The 15,558-nt window shown below is 64.8% G+C and carries 12 protein-coding genes; 1 reads left to right on the top strand and 11 read right to left on the bottom strand.

Annotated features, from left to right (window positions below; genetic code table 11):
• The first annotated feature begins 361 nt into the window (after window positions 1–361).
• On the top strand, window positions 362–907 hold the full coding sequence (locus HEP73_RS18610; RefSeq protein ID WP_185821071.1) for a hypothetical protein: 546 nt from the start codon (window positions 362–364) through the stop codon (window positions 905–907).
• Window positions 908–952: 45 nt separating this feature from the next.
• On the opposite strand, the gene HEP73_RS18605 is transcribed toward HEP73_RS18610, so the two are convergent.
• The 11 genes from HEP73_RS18605 to HEP73_RS18550 all read right to left on the bottom strand — a co-directional run bounded on the left by HEP73_RS18605 (window position 953) and on the right by HEP73_RS18550 (window position 15,546).
• Complete coding sequence (locus HEP73_RS18605) at window positions 953–2,365, bottom strand: hypothetical protein (protein ID WP_185821070.1); 1,413 nt, start codon at window positions 2,363–2,365, stop codon at window positions 953–955.
• On the bottom strand, window positions 2,362–2,763 hold the full coding sequence (locus HEP73_RS18600) for a GtrA family protein (protein WP_185821069.1): 402 nt from the start codon (window positions 2,761–2,763) through the stop codon (window positions 2,362–2,364). The genes HEP73_RS18605 and HEP73_RS18600 overlap by 4 nt, the downstream gene beginning before the upstream one ends.
• Window positions 2,760–4,064: an NAD(P)/FAD-dependent oxidoreductase gene (locus HEP73_RS18595; RefSeq protein WP_185821068.1), complete on the bottom strand. Its 1,305-nt coding sequence runs from the start codon at window positions 4,062–4,064 to the stop codon at window positions 2,760–2,762. Before HEP73_RS18595 ends, HEP73_RS18600 begins: the two co-directional genes overlap by 4 nt.
• A 76-nt stretch (window positions 4,065–4,140) precedes the next feature.
• Entirely contained in the window at window positions 4,141–6,366 is a 2,226-nt protein-coding gene (locus tag HEP73_RS18590) for a hypothetical protein (RefSeq protein WP_185821067.1), read from the bottom strand.
• The gene (locus HEP73_RS22670) at window positions 6,360–8,507 is read right to left on the bottom strand and encodes a hypothetical protein (RefSeq protein WP_255423550.1); all 2,148 of its coding nucleotides are present in this window, start codon (window positions 8,505–8,507) and stop codon (window positions 6,360–6,362) included. Before HEP73_RS22670 ends, HEP73_RS18590 begins: the two co-directional genes overlap by 7 nt.
• 303 nt (window positions 8,508–8,810) lie before the next feature.
• A complete protein-coding gene (locus tag HEP73_RS18575) occupies window positions 8,811–10,061 on the bottom strand; it encodes a hypothetical protein (protein WP_185821066.1) in 1,251 nt (416 codons plus the stop codon).
• A gap of 15 nt (window positions 10,062–10,076) precedes the next feature.
• Window positions 10,077–11,021: an NAD-dependent epimerase/dehydratase family protein gene (locus HEP73_RS18570; RefSeq protein WP_185821065.1), complete on the bottom strand. Its 945-nt coding sequence runs from the start codon at window positions 11,019–11,021 to the stop codon at window positions 10,077–10,079.
• Window position 11,022: 1 nt separating this feature from the next.
• The gene (locus HEP73_RS18565) at window positions 11,023–11,751 is read right to left on the bottom strand and encodes an SDR family oxidoreductase (RefSeq protein ID WP_185821064.1); all 729 of its coding nucleotides are present in this window, start codon (window positions 11,749–11,751) and stop codon (window positions 11,023–11,025) included.
• Between the two features lie 2 nt (window positions 11,752–11,753).
• Window positions 11,754–13,061 carry an FAD-binding oxidoreductase gene (locus HEP73_RS18560; protein WP_185821063.1) on the bottom strand — a complete coding sequence of 436 codons (1,308 nt, stop codon included), beginning with the start codon at window positions 13,059–13,061 and terminating at the stop codon, window positions 11,754–11,756.
• Window positions 13,061–14,449: a UbiA family prenyltransferase gene (locus HEP73_RS18555; protein WP_185821062.1), complete on the bottom strand. Its 1,389-nt coding sequence runs from the start codon at window positions 14,447–14,449 to the stop codon at window positions 13,061–13,063. Before HEP73_RS18555 ends, HEP73_RS18560 begins: the two co-directional genes overlap by 1 nt.
• A gap of 107 nt (window positions 14,450–14,556) precedes the next feature.
• Window positions 14,557–15,546 carry a lysylphosphatidylglycerol synthase transmembrane domain-containing protein gene (locus HEP73_RS18550; protein ID WP_185821061.1) on the bottom strand — a complete coding sequence of 330 codons (990 nt, stop codon included), beginning with the start codon at window positions 15,544–15,546 and terminating at the stop codon, window positions 14,557–14,559.
• Window positions 15,547–15,558 lie beyond the last annotated feature (12 nt).

Here is a 15,558-nt window from a genome sequence, read left to right as displayed (position 1 = left end):
CCACGATGCAGTCGCGTTGGCAGCAGATGCTCGGTGACGACCCGGCTTATAGTCCGTGACTGTCGCTCGAAGCGCCCGCGTTCTCGCTCGACCCCGACCCCGACACCCATGCATTGGTGTTGGCAAGAAATTCACATCCCGTTTATCCTGTGGAGTGAATGCCCCCGGTGACCCGGGGGACTTTCCCCGAGAGTCGGATGTACGAAACGATCGCACTTAGCCTCACTCCGCTGCAGCAGATTGCGCCGCTGGCTCCCGAATTTCGCACCACGGCGGCGCACGCTGCGGCGTGGCGGGCCTCCGTTCATACTGGCCCATCCTCTGCGCCCTGGGAACCGCAATCTTCGCGTCGAGCGCTTGCATGAGCGCGCGACGTTGCGCCGCAAGCATCGGGACGAGTCGCCGCCGGCTGCCTTGGTTTGCGCTGGCAGTCGGCATGACGCTCGCCGGGTGTCACAGACAGCCGCCGATTTCCGACGAAGGCATCGCAGCGGCGACCGAGCCGGCGTTCGCACCGTATGCGGGGCCGCTTTCTGACTTGCCTGCCGGTGGGCGCTGCAGCCTGGATGCGGTCGACGGCAAGCCGGCACAGCAGGCTCGCGTCAGGCCGCGCAGCTGGGTCACGTTCGGCGGCTGGATGGCCGATGCGGCGGATGCGGTGCCGGACGGGGCGACCCTCGTGCTGAACTCCGCTGCGGCGTCGTACGCGGTTCCCATCGTCGCTGGCGGAGAACGGCCGGATGTCGCGCAGGTTTTCAGCAAGCCGGCGCTGCTGCGATCAGGTTACAACCACAGGGCATGGTTGCCGGCTATCCCGCCCGGAAGCTATCGCGTCTTCCTGGTATATGGAAGCGACAATGCCGCTTCGGCATGCGCAATGGGGACGCTCGCCGCTGGCGACCCTTGAGCGTCGCCTGTAGCGCCGCAACTGCTGGCGGCGGCGAGTCCGCCGCTAGTGCACATCTTTGTGCGAGGTGAAGCTCTCCAGCGGCCTGGGCCGGTCGCTGCCGGAAAGCGCCTGGAGCAGATAGGGATCGTGCAGGAGCTGGTGTAGCCGCTGCGAATTCGGATAAGGCAGCGGCAACTGCCCGCTTTCGAACGATGCGTCATCCTTCGAGGCGACGTAGTACAGCACGCTTTGCGCCTGAGCCTGCGTAGCTTCGTGGCGGGCGCGCAGCGCCTCCATATCGACGTGGAATCGCTCGGCCCAGCCACCGAACAGGGTGAGCATGAAAAGCGCCGCAACCGCGTAAGTGCCGCGTTGGACCATCGCAGGAAACGTATGACGGAGTTGCACCAGGCGGATGGCAAACCAGGCATTTGCGAACAACCCGGGAATGAGAATCTCCGTATAGCGCGGGGACAGTTCCACCAGGTCGTGTCCACGGCCGTAGGCAATGGCGGCGGCCTGCAGGCCACCCCAGGCCAGCAAGCCCGCCATCGTGATGTCCGTCTTGCCGGCCGGCCGCGCATGGAGCATCAACGCCACGCCGAGCACGCCCGGGAGCCAAAGCAGCAGCGCGGGCGCGTGCATGCCGCGCACCGGCCAGCTCAACACGCGCGTCAGTCCGCCGAACAGCTCGAGCGCGGATTGCGAGCGCATGACTGCATGCTCGGGAATGATCGGCATGCTTTTGTACGCCACCACGGCGATCGCCATCAGCAGGCAAATGGCCAGGACGGAGGGCCACCTGCGCCCGGGCAGCAGCCAGGCGGCCAGCGCATACGTGACCGCCGCTGCGACCGGCGTCAGCAGGCCGGATGCCATCGTGAGCACGCTGATCACGGAGAGCAAGACAACGCCGCCGATGGCGATGATATTTTCGTGCATTGCCGCGGCGAGCGAGACCGCCAAGACGGCAAACAGGATCAGGAAGTAGAACTGGCTCTGGAAGCCGACCAGGAAGTTCTCCCAGGAGTAGGGCAGAACTGCCGCGCAGATCGCCACGGCAATCAACAGGAAACGCGAGCGCAGCGATGCGCCGATGCGGATGCCGTGCCAGACCAAAATGGCGGGAATCATTGCGTAGATCGCCGCGCTGATCCTGGCTTCGTAGATGTTGTTCCACTGCCCGGTTGCGAGGTAGCTCGCCAGCGTCACCAACTTCGTCGGCAGAATCCGATGTTCGTTGTGCGCATGCAACAGATCGGCCAAGCCTAGCGAGCCCGACAGCAACGGTTTGAGTAGATTGTCGCCCTCGCCGTCCCATTGATCCCAGAACGGCATGCTCACGGCAAAGTGTTGGATGTAAAGCAGGCGAGCGGCGAATGCGATCAAGCCTACTGCCGCGGCTATCAACCAGGCCGGATAGGGCCGGCTCTGGACAAGGTCGCCGCTTGCATGGCGCATGGCAATACCGCTCATGCCGGTCGCTCTTTGAAGGTGAGGGCCTTGTGGCCGAAGTAGCTGGTAAAGACCGGCACCGCGACGCCGATCGCGTGCGCCAGCGTTTCAGGATGGAAGCGCATGCCCATCGCCGGAAAAATCCAGCGTGCGAAGATCAGGCTGCAGGCGAGCGTCTGCAGCACGGCGGCGATATTGATCAGCGTGAACCAGATGGCCTGATGCTTCAGGCCGGTACTGGCGGCTTCGAAGACGAACATGCGGTTGAGCACGAACGCCGTGAGCATGCCGATGAGATAGGCCACCACGATCGACCCTGTGTACGGCATGACATGGCCGAGCAGGATGCGCGAGCCGAAGTTGGCGGCGGCAGCGGTTCCTCCCGCCAGCAGGAACTTGATGAACTTGCGCGAGGTCATGCGCGAAGCACGGCTTCTGCCAGGCGGTCCGCCGCTTGCAGGCTCTCGGAGATCGAACGGTCTTCGGGATAGTAGTAAGCAGTGTCGGCCATGAAAAACCCGTTCAGCGGGGTCCGCATCGCCGGGAGGCGTTCCTGGAAGCCTGGGGGGCAGATGGTCTGCGCGAATTCATAGCGGTGGCAGTGGGTTGCCAGGACCCAGTCGCGCTGGAATGACGGATTCAGCTTCGGCAGATAGCCAAGCACCTCTTCGATCAGCGCTTCGTTGCTCATGCTCCATTTCGGATGGGTCTTGGGCATGTAGAACGGGGCGTACAGGATCTTCTGCCCCGGCGGTGTGGTGGGGTTGAGGTTGCTGTACTCGATCACGCCCGGGATCGCGATGCTCGGGTCGCTGATGTTCATCCAGAAGTTTTCGCTGACCGGCTGCTTCAGTTTCAGGATGACGCAGGCAACCGGAATATTTTCGATGGCGCGGATCTGGGCGCTGAAATCGGGCGGCAGGCCCGGCACCATCGCCGGCACGTATTGGATGGGGGCCGTCGAGATCACGCCATCGTAGGCCAGGAACTGGCCGCCGACGCGGACGCCGCTGACGTTGCCGTTTTCACTGACGACTTCATCGATGCCCTGCGACAGCACAATGCGACCGCCGCGGGCGGTGATGTCTGCGGCCATCTTGTCCAGCAGGGTCATCGAGCCGCCATCCAGGTAGCCAAGGCTCTCGTGCATGAGGCTGCGCCGCGACAATGCGATGCGCTTGATGCGCGTGCCGATCCAGCTGGCGGAAAGATTGTCCTTGTACTCGAAGAACTTCAGCCGGAATGCGTCCTTCCACATCACGTCGTACGCCTTGTCGCCGATCCACTTGCGGATCCACGTGGTCGCATTGACCTTGTCCAGCGCGGTCCAGTCCTTGATGCCCTTGGTGTACATGACGTGCAGCGCGTAGCGGAACTTGCTGATCGGACCAAGATGCGGGAAGCCCAGCAATGCGAACGGCGTTCCCCACTTGTAGAGCTTTCCGTTGTAGAAATAGCCCATCTTGGTATCCGTCCAATGCAGCTTGTCCGACAGGCCGTAACGGCCCAGCAGAGCGAACAGCGGATCGTCCGTTTTGCAGATGAAATGATAGTAGCGTTCGATGGGAAGACCATCGAAATCGAAGGTCGCGGACATGCCACCGATGCGGTCGTCGCGTTCGTAGATATCCACGCTGTGGCCGGCGTCGAGGAGCCGAACGGCCGCCATCAGGCCCATGGGGCCGGCGCCGACGATCGCGTAGTTCTTCTTTGAGGTCATGTCATTGGCTTCAGTAGAGGGTCGCCAGCGCCAGTAGTCACTGGGGGCGCGGCAGGCAGGAGGCAAGTTTAGCGTGTCATCGCCATGGGGGATGCGTTGGCGGGGGCGTTGGGTCCGCAGCACCGGGGTCGCCATATGGAGCGCGCCAGGCGTGAAAGGCCAGGATCAGCGGGGTGGCTGCGCTAAGTCCGAACAGGAACCAGCCGTCCCACGCCATGGACGCCAGGCGGAACCCCGGATTCAGCAGGAAGCCGGAAAGGGCGACCCATATCGACTCAAGCGCGACGATCGACATCATCGTGGCGAAGGCGGCCTTGGATACGGGCCATGCGGCGCAGGCGTAGACGATCACAAACGGCGTCAGCACCTCCAGGCAATTTCTGCCCAGCCCATCGGTGCTGTATCCCCAATAGATCAGCATGGTGGCCAGCCCGGCCCCGACGATGCAGTTGCGCAGGTCGCGCAGGGCCACATCCGGTGGAGAGCGCACCAGCGCGGCATAGGCGAAACCAAAGGCGCCGAAGCCGAGTTGTCCAGGCAGCGATTTCGCGTACTGGATGGTCCAGCGCAAGGAATCTTGCACAGGGCCGAATATCCAGTCGTGCATGGCGTCGGAAAAGAAGAACGCGGTGGGAGTCAGTGTCATCCACAGATTGGAGGCTCTCGCCGCTAGCCAACTGCTTATTCCGAGCGCCGGCTTGATGCCGCGTCCATCGGCAAATACGTAGCTCATGAACGCATCGCCGTGGCCCAAATGCCATTTGTAGTAAAGCCAGGGGAGCATCACCAGCGACAACATGCCCAGGAACCGATTGCTGGCCGCCGCGCTGCTTCGCCAGAACCGAGGGCCGCGCTGCTGGGCGACAAGCAGCAAGCCAATGGCGGGCAACATCAATGCGCCCACCGGATGGCTCAGCCAGGCGAGCGCCGCAAATATCCCTGCGCGTGAATAACGGCGATTCAGGACGTCGCCGACGACCAGCATGACGAAGTAGGCAGCCAGCAGCTTGGGCCACAGGAACACCACGTTGATGGTCAGCAATGGCGCCAGCGCCAGCCAGAGTGCAGCGCGGTGGCGCCGCTCGGCGGGCACGTTCAATGCGCACATCAGGTGCAGCGCGCCGAGGATGGGGAGCGCATTGAGCATCCATCCGAAGAGCCTCGCCAGATCCACGCCCGAGTCCACCCCGGGCCATTGCACTCGCGCCGAAGACGGTGGATCGCCCGGAGCGGCACCGAAAAGCTGCAGCAAGGTGTTGATGCCCAGCGGCACCAACGGACCGCGCGAGCCGATGGACCAGTCGCCAAAGTACTCGAATCTCTTTTTATCGCCATCGTAGCGATGAAGGAGATAGACGGCGGTGCCGTAAGGAATCACATGGTCCGGGGGAGAGGCGACCATCCTGCCGGGAAGCTCGCCGTCGCCGCCGTATTCCTGCGCGACACCCTGGGGATTGAGGCCGATGCTGATCGCCTGGAGCAAGGCCAACACGATCGCGGCAACGAAAATGCGATCTCCCGGCATTGGCGTTCCGGAGCCGCCGCGACCGATCCGACGGCGGTACAAGAGGGCGACGGCAAAGAGCAGATAGACGCCTGCCAAGCAGGCGCGAAGCCACTGCGCGGCCGATGCAGGCAGCACCCACAAAGCCAGACCGTTCAACGCAAGCAGGACGATGCCTGGAACCGGCAGCAGGCTGAGCGGCAATGGGCCGATGCACGATCGCCACAGCAAGCCCGGCAGCAACAGCAGGCCGGCGATCGCCACCGCATGCAGGGCGACGATGGCATAGGCGCTGGCGTCGCCGGCAAGATGGCGACGCTTGCCCAGGCCGATTCCGCCCCAGCCGAACCCGCCTGTCGCGTCGTCCGTCAGGGTGAAGGTGATGTCGCCCGGTCCCCATCCGGGCGGCACGGAAAAATAGAGGGGTTGCCATTGTTCGTCGTCGCCCTTCTCGGGCAGAAGCGCGATCGGCGCTTGGCCGCTTTGCTGCGCGAGAAGCCGCACCGAATCGCCCTTGACGTAGCCGGCGGTGAACAGTTGCAGTCGTTGCAGGGATTTTCGCTTGACGGTGACCGCCAGCGTCGCGCGCGTGGCGTCGCCTTGTCCGCAATAGGTGATGGCCGATATGGCCACGCGCTCACTCGGGCGCAGGCTTGCCGACGAAGCGGCAGGGCACCCCCCGTCTATGGCCGGTATCGCCACCGCCGCGGCGGTGCCCGCACTGAACCACAGCAGCGCGAACGCGAGTGCTGTCTGTGCCAGGCGCAGCGCCGAGCGCCGCAATGAAGGAATCAACACCTGCGGTTCTCGTCTTCCATCGTTTCCGGTGAAGCCAGCCTGCAGGCGGCGAGCAAGCCGCCTGTCAGTACCAGCGTGGTACCGATATGGATCGCGGAGGACGCGCCGTCCAAGGGCCTGTCGAAGGCATAGGCAAGTGCAGCGACCGCGACGTTTAGCGCGATGACGGCATATAGCGCCGGCGGAAAGCATTGAGCCAGCATGAGCAGTATCACCAGCATGCTCATCAGGAAGCTGAAGTAGGCGCCCTGATGGATGACCGTCTGCCCAGGCTCGTAGATCACCAGGATCCAGAACAGGAACGACAGTGCGGCGGCGAGCGCCAGGTCGGAGGGAAACCGCACCGGGCGCAGGTTGGGGCGCAGGTTGCGGCGTTTGGCGAACGCATAGACGACGCAGGGCAGCAGCCACAGCGGCGATGCGAACCACATCGAATACGCGCCGTAGAAGAAGCTGTTCTCGACGACGGTGGCGATCGCGGCCGGGCTGCGATTCCAGAACAATGCCGCTGCGTCGCCAAAAAAGGTGAAGCTGCCGTGCATCAGGCTGTTCAGATTGGAGGCGCGCCCAGCGAGCCATTGCCCGAGGCCGAGATCGGCATAGGCCGCACGCAGAACGTGCAAGAACGAATCCTGGGTGACTGGGATGTGCCCGGCGAAATGCCATTTCAACAGTCTGTCGCCTGGGGGGTCGATGAGGCGCTGGTAGGCGACCCACGGCAGGTAGGCCGCCACGGCAAGAGCGCCGGTCTTGATCAGCACCGGCAATGCTTGCCCGCGCTTCAGTAGCAGGAAGGCGGCGGTGGATCCGAACAGGGCGAACAGCGCTCCGCCATGCGACAGCATGGCCAAGGCTGCCGCAAGGCCGGCCATCGACCAGCGCGCCGGCCTGGCGATGCTGGCCGGCCCGAACAGGGCGATGTGGAAAATCGCGCAAAACGTCGCCGCGAAGAGCTTGGGCCATACGAACAGGCCGTTGAGCAGCACCAGCGGGGAAAGCGCGAGCGCGAACACGATCGCGGCCCGTTGCGAACGCTGCGGCAGCGTGCCAGCCAGGACGAGCAGCGGCACGACGACCAGTGCTTGTGCCCAGGTCGACAGGGCTTGATAGATCAAGCCGCCTTTCGGTAGCCAGGTGTGAGAGAAAAGCAGGTAAAGGCCCGATTGCAGCGGCGGCCGATCGCTGCTCAACCAGTCTCCGATCATCGGCACGTCCAGGCGACCGCCGTGGACCATATTGGCGAAGACAAGGGGCAGCCACGAATCCATCGGCAGGTTCCGCCAACGATTGGCGGCGATCTGCCAGTCCTGCCCGTCCCATGAAAACGGATAGAGGCCGATCCAGAGAATCAGCAATGCCAGCAGGAACGAGGGAAAGAAGAAGCGGTGCAGCGCGGCGGCCTCGGCCATCGGCACCGGTCCCCGGCGCAGCCGCAGCGGCAACGCAAGCAGCGGCAGCGCGGCAGCGCCGTAGGCGATGATTCCGCCGAGGATGGGAGATGCAATGTAGCCCGCAATGACGCACCCGGATGCCGCGCCGAGCGTCAGGACCGCGCACAGCGCCCGCGCCGGCACAGCCCATGTTCGTGGCAGCAGCCAGCCGGCGAGGATCAGCCACAGGTGCGCGGTCAGGATCGCCAACGCCATCGGCAGTGCGTGGGTCGGCAGCGTCGTGGCCAGCCCGGCACGCTCGAAGCCCAGGCCTGCCCAGCCGAACGTGCCGGTCGCGTCGTCGACCAGCCGAAGGTAGAACGCGTGCGTCTGGGCCGCATCCGGCAATTGGAAGGTGACCGGCTTCCAGCTGTCCCCGATATTGTCCGCCTTCAATGCAGAAGTGAAGCTGCCATCGGCGGCGACCGCCAGCACGCGGACGCCCTCGGTAGCGGGATACCCGGCCATCATCACGGTGACGCGGCGCGTCCCGGCGGGGTATGCCGTTGTCCTGATCTGGCCGGTGGAAACGTCGCCTCGGTCGCAGTAGGTGATGCGCCCGTCGACGCTCGGCGCCTGCTTGAGATAGGGCGACTGCTGCGGTGGGCAGCCGCCGTCCTGCACGAGATCAGGGTGCGGAGACTGCTGGCATGCGAGCAGCGACATGCTCAGGACGGCAATCGCATGCCATTTACGAAATAGGCGGAACATGGACATTTCTTCGAAAAGTGAGGGAACAGGCGTTCTGGCAAAGTGCGCGGATGCCGTCGCGCAGCGTGCGAAGCATTGGGTTTCCCGGCGGCATCCGGATGAGACCGGAGCAGCCGGCGTCCATGACCCAAAAAAGGAATATACAGTCAATGAAAATGGCTTTGTACGCCGTCCAAACAGGTATTGGCATGCTCCCCTGCAGATGCAGGTCAATTCGTTGTCGCTTCCTGCTATCGGATACCCGCCCGCGCGCCGTGCGCATCGTGAAGATGGCGCACCTTCGGCTTCCCTGGGGGACAGACATCATTCCTTCGTAGTGATGGTGGTTTCCCAGCCCTCCGGGTTGAACTTGATGGTATGCGAGCCCGGCTGGTCGAGTTTGCGCAGTTCTGCGGCGGGTCCGTAGTCGACAAAGCGCGGCCGCAGCATGTGGTCGGTATTCAACAAGCTGACAAACAGCATGAATAGCAGCGTGAATCCGGCGCTTTGTCTCTCGCTGCGCAACAGATCCTTCAGAAGGACGAAGCAGGTCCACCAGAATACGATCTTCAATGCGAGAAAATAGCGATCGCAGTCGAGCAGTGACAGCATCGGCTCGACGGTAAACTTGTGGGCTGCGGCGAAGACTTCGAGGATTGCGAAAGCCAGAGCGAGAAACACGCCAATACGGGCTGCTGGGACGAGCTTGCTGAAAAACAGGAGATATGCGCCAACTGCGGCGTAAACGATCGGCCAGAACACCGGGCGAAGCGGGTTATAGCCCAGGATATGCAATGGAGCGGCTTGCCCGAGCGATCCGACGATGAGGTGGGCGAGGGACGTGATCTGGGGATGGCTTGGCGCGGATGTATACAGGAATGACAGTTGGATCACTGCACACGCCGCCACGACCGCCCATGCAGTGAAGTCGCGCTGTTCGAAGTATGCGGTAGCAATGGCAAGCAGATTCGAGCGCTTGGTAACGCGCAGGACGAGAAAGCCAAAGAAGCTCAGCGCCATCAGCGCAATGCAGATGATCGAGAAAGGGCCAGTCAACGCGGCGACAGCAAGGACGCCCCTGAGCACGTGTCTGGTGATCGGATGGCTGGCTTTCGCGGCGATGAAGCAGTAGGTGATTAGTGGAAACTGCAGGAACCATTGGATATTGGTGATCGTGCCAAACACTTCCCCATTGGTCGGGGTGAGCAAGAACGCGCCAAGGACCAGAAACGGCGGAATCAGCGGGCGCAGATTCTTCGCGCAAATGAAAATCGACCCAGCGGCGATCGCGATCGCGCTGGCGTTGTAGATGAGCGGCGTATAGGCCGCACTCACGAAAGACGCGAACCATGCCACCAACCGCGGCGCTGCGTGCAGATAGCCTGCGTATGGCCTGAATAACAGCAGTCCCTGCTGCTCCATCTGGTCTTTCAGGAAAAGAACGGCATCTTCCGCCCACAACTGCGGATGCGCCAGGGCATCATTGGATTTCAGGCAAATCAGCGCAAAGGCAAGCAAGAATAGGCCGAAATCGTATCGCCTCGGATCGATCCTGTAGTCGCTGCGTGGGTTCATCGAAGTCGGGTGTCTTCAGCGCTGCAGCACGATGCGGCTATACCGCGGATCGGTGTAACTCTCCCGGATCGCGTCTTCGAACGGCGTCTGGCGCACGCCGAATACCGCTTCAGTATCGATGCCCTTGAAGTCGTCGCCCGCGCTGAGCGCCTTGAGTTGGTCGGCGGTGAACGGCGGCTTGGAGCTGAAGAGCGAATACACCCGCAGCAGCAAGGCAAAGAACCCGATCGGGATATGCACGATCAGGGTATGCAGCTTCTTGACCCGCTTGATCGTCTTGATGATGTCGACGTAGTCCACCCGGGTATCGCCGACGATGTCGTAGACCTCGCCATCGGGCTCGCGTTCGATGCATTTGGCGATGCAGCGGCAGAAGTCACGCTCGTACAGCGGCTGGCGCATGAACTTGCCGTCGCCGGGAATCGGGAACACCGGGGTCTTGGCCATGAAGCGCGACAGCCAGCCCAGGTGCTTGGGGTCGAACCAGCCGAACATCAGGGTCGGGCGCAGCACGCAGTGGCGCAGGCCGCTGGCCACCACCATTTCTTCCTGCGCGCGTTTGGTATTGGTGTAGTCGTCCTTGGCCACCGAGTTCACCACCGAGGAGCTGATGTGGACCAGGTACGGCACGTTGGCCGCGCGGCAGGCATCGAGCACGTGCGAGGTGGCCACCAGGTTGTTGCGGGTGAACAGCTCGGTGGTCTTGCCGGTGATCTGCGCGTGCAGTTGGGCGACGCAGGCGGCGCCTTCGAACTCGCGCGCCCAGTCGCCGGGCTCGGCCAGATCCGCATGCACCACGCGCACCGCCGGATGCAGTTCGCGCAGGATCTGCAGGTTGTGCGCGTGCTTGTCGATCGCCACCAGTTGGGTGTAACCCTGCTCCTCGAGTTCGACGATCAGGTTCTGTCCGACCAGCCCGGCGGCCCCGGTGATGACGATCTTGGCGTGTTTGTCGGTCATGTCAGAGCTTGATCCTGCGGAAAACGAATTCGGGGATGGACTTGATGATGAACATGATCGCCCACCAGAAACCCGGCAGGTAGGCGACGGCACGCCGGCGATCGACGGCGCGCACGATGCCCTTGGCGATCTGGTCGGGCTTGGCCCACAGCGCGCCCTTCTTGAAGGCGGCGGTCATCGGCGTGTCGACGAAGCCCGGCTTGATCGTCAGCACGTTGATCCCGGCCGGGCGCAGGCGCTGGCCGAGGCCACTGAGATAGGCGCTGACCGCGGCCTTGGCGCTGCCGTAGAGATAGTTGCTGGCGCGGCCGCGGTCGCCGGCGACCGACGAGATCACCGCCAGCGTCGCGCCGGCCGCCAGGCGCGGCGCCAGCGCCGCGCACAGCGCGATCGTGGAGGTGCCGTTGGTGGCGAACTCGCGCAGCGACAGCTCGACCGAGGCGTCGCACGCGGCCTGGTCCGGCAGGGTGCCATGCGCGATCAAGATCACGTCCACGCCGCCGAGGGCCGACCATGCCGCGTCGAACGCTGCGCCATGGTGCGCGCCGTCGTTGACGTCGAGCACGCCAGTGCTGCTCTTGGCGCCGCGCACCGTCAGGTCTGCCGCGATCGCCTCCAGGCGCGCGGCCTGGCGGCCGAGCAGGTGGATCGCCGCGCCGCGTGCGGCGTAGCGTCGGGCAGTGGCTTCGGCGATGGCCGAGGTGGCACCGATGATGAGGACGCGTTGCATGGTTACTCCGTGACCCGGCGCCAGAAGCCGGAAGAAAAACGTGGGTCGAGATAATCGGCGAATTCCCGCCAGCGGCCGTAGGCGCGCTGGAACGAGGTTGCGGCCATGCGCGCATCCTTGGCAGGGTACAGAGCGCCGCCGGCCGCGTCGACGATGCGGTCGAGCCGCTCCAGCAGCCGAAATACCTCCGGGCCGCTATTGGGGAAATCCAGCGCCAGCGTGGTGCCCGGCCGCGGAAACGACAGCATGCCGAGCGAGCGCGCGGCGCCGAACTCCTTCAGTACCGCCAGGAACGAACCGCTGCCGCTGCGTGCGATCTCCGCCAGCAACGCATCGATGCCGTCGCGCGAGGCCGCCGGCGGCAGCACGCACTGGTACTGCAGGAAACCGGCCGGGCCGTACATGCGATTCCAGTTGCGGATGCCGTCCAGCGGATAGAAGAACGGCAGCAAGTGGCTGACCGAGCGCTTGCGCGGCGCAGGCTGGCGCCAGAAGTACAGCGCGTTGAACGGCCGCAGCGACAGCTGGTTGACCAGCGAGAACGGTGGCGTCAGCGGCATCGGCAGGCCGGCGCCCGGGGGCTTGGGCCGTTCTTCCTGCAGGCCCGGGCAATGGTCGGCGCGGGTGAAGTGGCCGCGGCCGCGCGCGCGGCCGCTGGCCAGGCAGTCGATCCAGGCGACGCTGTATTCGTGGCTGTCGGCGGAGGCCGCGGACAAGGCGAAGAACTCGTCGAGCGAGCCGAAACGGATGTTCTCCGTTTCCAGGGCCGCGCTCGCGACCCGGCGCAACTGGAGTTGCGCCCAGGTGATCAGGCCGGTCAATCCGAGGCCGCCGACGGTGGCCGCAAACCAGCCTTCGGCATCGTCGTCGGGCGTGCACACGCGACGCGTGCCATCGCTGCGCAGCAGCTCGAAGGCGTGCACATGGTGGCCGAAGCTGCCGGTGCGGTGGTGATTCTTGCCGTGCACGTCGTTGGCGATGGCGCCGGCCACCGTCACGTAGCGGGTGCCCGGGGTGACCGGCAGGAACCAGCCCTGCGGCAAGGCCAGGTCGATGATCTCGGCCAGGGTGACCCCGGCTTCGCAGCGCAGCAGGCCGGTCGCTGGATCGAATGCGATGAACCGGTCCAGGCCACGCGTGCACAGCAAGCTGCCGTCCGGGTCCAGGCAGCTGTCGCCATAGCTGCGGCCGTTGCCGCGCGGCAGCGCGTGGCCGTCGAATGCCGGCAGGTCCGCTGCCCGGTCGGTGACCGGCAGCAACGCCTGCCTCGCCTTCGGATAGCGTCCCCAGGATTGCCCCGCGTCCGCCATCAGATGGCGCTCAGCGCGAACAGTCCGCACAGCACCACCACCACCTGGCTGACCCGGTCGGTGGCGGCGAACACGATCGGGTCGTCGTGCATGTCGCCGCGGTGCGCGATCACCCAGACCCGGCTCACCCAGTACAGCAACACCGGGCACACCAGCCACAGCACTTTCGGGTGGCGGTACAGTTCAATGCTCTCGGGGCTGTTGATGTACAGCGCCATCACCATCACCGCGATGTAGCCGGCGGCCGCGCCCATCGACTGCAACAGCGACAGGTCTTCCACCGAGTAGGCGCGTCCGCTGGCCTTGGTCTTGCCGCTGCTGAGCATCGCGTGCAACTCGGTATAGCGCTTGAGCAGGGCCAGCGACAGGAAGATGAACATCGAGAAGGCCAGCAGCCAGAACGACAGTTCGATGTCGATCGCCATCGCGCCGCCGATGATGCGTACCGTGTACAGCGCCGCCAGCAGCACCACGTCGATCATCACGATCCGCTTCAGCCGCAGCGAGTACGCCAGCGTCATCACGTAGTAGGCCAGCAGCACCAGGGTAAATTCCAGGTTGCAGGCCAGCGACAGCGCGAGTCCGGCCACGGTCAGCGCCGGAGCGGCGAACAGGCCGTGCAGCAGGGGAAGGCGGCCGGCGGCGAAGGGACGCTTGCGCTTGCGCGGGTGCTGCCGGTCCGGGGTGAGATCGAGTAAATCGTTCAGCACGTACACACCGGAGGCGCACAAGCCGAATGCGACCAGCGCGATCGCCGCCTGCAGCACCGACGCCGGATCCAGGAAGCGATGCGCGGTCAGCAGCGGAACGAATACCAACAGGTTCTTCAGCCACTGGTGCAGCCGCAGCGCCTTCAGCCAAGCACGCGCGCGCGGCGGCGCGGGCCAATGCGCATGTACCGTGGTGCGCTGCGCGGCGGCCTTGCTGAGCGCGGTGCCATTGTTGACGACCCAGGCGCCGCCGGCTTTCTCCCATACGTGCAGGTCCACGCTGCCGTTGCCGGCATAGTCGAAATTGCCGGCACCGAACGTTTCGACCAGGACATCGGCCTTGTTGCGCCCGGAGAGATTGCGTTTGCCGTCGCTGGCGATCACCTGCTCGAACAGGCCCAGATACTCCGCGATCGGCGTCACCAGCAAGGCGTCGGATGCGGTGCACAACACGCGCGGACGCTGCGTGGTGGTGCGCAGCAGTTCCAGGACTTTCTCGTTGTAGGGCAGGGTCTCGGCCGGCAAGGTGACGCGCATGGCCAGTTCGCGCTTCAGTGCCGCCTTACCGCGCAGCAACCACAGCGGCAGCAGGAACAGGTACAGCGGATTGCGTGCCAGCAGCGCCAGCACCGACTCGTAGAGAATGTCCGAGTTCAGCAGGGTGCCATCCAGATCCACGCACAGGGCACGCCCCGAAACTGCCGGATGGTGGGGCGGGAAACTGGTAGGGGCGGACATTCGATGGCCTGGCGGTCCATTGCGGGGCCGCGATTATACCTAGCGAATCAAGCACTCTCGTCGCGGGGTAGGAACTCGGCCCTGATCATCGCCAGCGCGCCGACCAGAATGGCGTACCACAGCGTGACCAGGCGCGCCGCCACCGCCACGGCGATCGCGTCGGCGGTGGCGATGCCGAGGCGGTCGAGCATCAGCACGATCGCCAGTTCGGTGGTGCCGACGCCACCGGGCACGAAGGACAGCGCACCGACCAGCATCGCCAGCGGGTAGATGCCGAACGCCACGATGGGGTCCAACTGCAGGCCCATCCCCAGGCACAGGCCCACGAACACCGAAGAGGTCAGGCCCCAGGCCATCAACCCGGCGAGCATGCTTTGGCCGAACTGGCGCGCACCGAGGCAGCCGCGCAGCTCCAGCGCCGCGGCCAGCGCAAACTGGGCCAGGCGCTGCAGCCAGCGTCCGGGCATCCAGCGCACCAGGCCGGTCAGCCGGTCCAGCAGCGGCGGCCAGGCGGCCGCGCCGAACAACAGGCCGACGAAGGCCAGGACCACCGCCGCCAGCACGCCCAGCGTAGGGAACACCGGAGCGGCCAGCAGCGACAGCGCCAGAATGACCAGCAGGTCGGACGCGCGCTCGAACACGAATACGGCGATGGTGCGCCGCGCGGGCACGCCCATGCGGGCGAAATAGCGGATACGCAGCAATTCGCCGGCCTTGCCCGGCGTCGCGGTCAAGGCGAAGCCGGCCAGATAGCCGGCCAGCCCGGCGAACAACGGGACCGGATGGCCGTAGCGCTGCAGCAGCCAGCGCCAGCGCCAGTACCGGAACAGGTAGCTGGCGCTGACCGGCAAGGTCGCCAGCGCCATCAGGTGGCCGACCTCGCTCAATCGCGAGAACGTGCCGTTGCCGCGGTCCACCCAGAACAGCGTGGCCACGTAGCCCGCGCACAACAGCAGCACGAACCCGGCCAGGTGGTCCATGCGCCGTCGCCGCGGCATCGGCATGCCGTCGGCGCCGGAGGGCGGCAGCGAAGTCATCGGAACCGCATC

Source organism: Xanthomonas sp. GW, assembly GCF_014236815.1.
Lineage (GTDB): Bacteria > Pseudomonadota > Gammaproteobacteria > Xanthomonadales > Xanthomonadaceae > Xanthomonas_A.
The sequence above is the reverse complement of the archived record's forward strand: the minus strand, read 5'-3'. Positions and strand labels throughout refer to the sequence as shown.

Excerpts from the sequence above, each read along its gene's own strand:
- HEP73_RS18550 (WP_185821061.1), bottom strand. The coding sequence starts at position 15,546 with ATGACTTCGCTGCCGCCCTCCGGCGCCGACGGCATGCCGATGCCGCGG.
- HEP73_RS18570 (WP_185821065.1), bottom strand. The coding sequence starts at position 11,021 with ATGACCGACAAACACGCCAAGATCGTCATCACCGGGGCCGCCGGGCTG.
- HEP73_RS18560 (WP_185821063.1), bottom strand. The coding sequence starts at position 13,061 with ATGGCGGACGCGGGGCAATCCTGGGGACGCTATCCGAAGGCGAGGCAG.
- HEP73_RS18595 (WP_185821068.1), bottom strand. The coding sequence starts at position 4,064 with ATGACCTCAAAGAAGAACTACGCGATCGTCGGCGCCGGCCCCATGGGC.
- HEP73_RS22670 (WP_255423550.1), bottom strand. The coding sequence starts at position 8,507 with ATGTTCCGCCTATTTCGTAAATGGCATGCGATTGCCGTCCTGAGCATG.
- HEP73_RS18600 (WP_185821069.1), bottom strand. The coding sequence starts at position 2,763 with ATGACCTCGCGCAAGTTCATCAAGTTCCTGCTGGCGGGAGGAACCGCT.
- HEP73_RS18610 (WP_185821071.1), top strand. The coding sequence starts at position 362 with ATGAGCGCGCGACGTTGCGCCGCAAGCATCGGGACGAGTCGCCGCCGG.
- HEP73_RS18565 (WP_185821064.1), bottom strand. The coding sequence starts at position 11,751 with ATGCAACGCGTCCTCATCATCGGTGCCACCTCGGCCATCGCCGAAGCC.
- HEP73_RS18605 (WP_185821070.1), bottom strand. The coding sequence starts at position 2,365 with ATGAGCGGTATTGCCATGCGCCATGCAAGCGGCGACCTTGTCCAGAGC.
- HEP73_RS18575 (WP_185821066.1), bottom strand. The coding sequence starts at position 10,061 with ATGAACCCACGCAGCGACTACAGGATCGATCCGAGGCGATACGATTTC.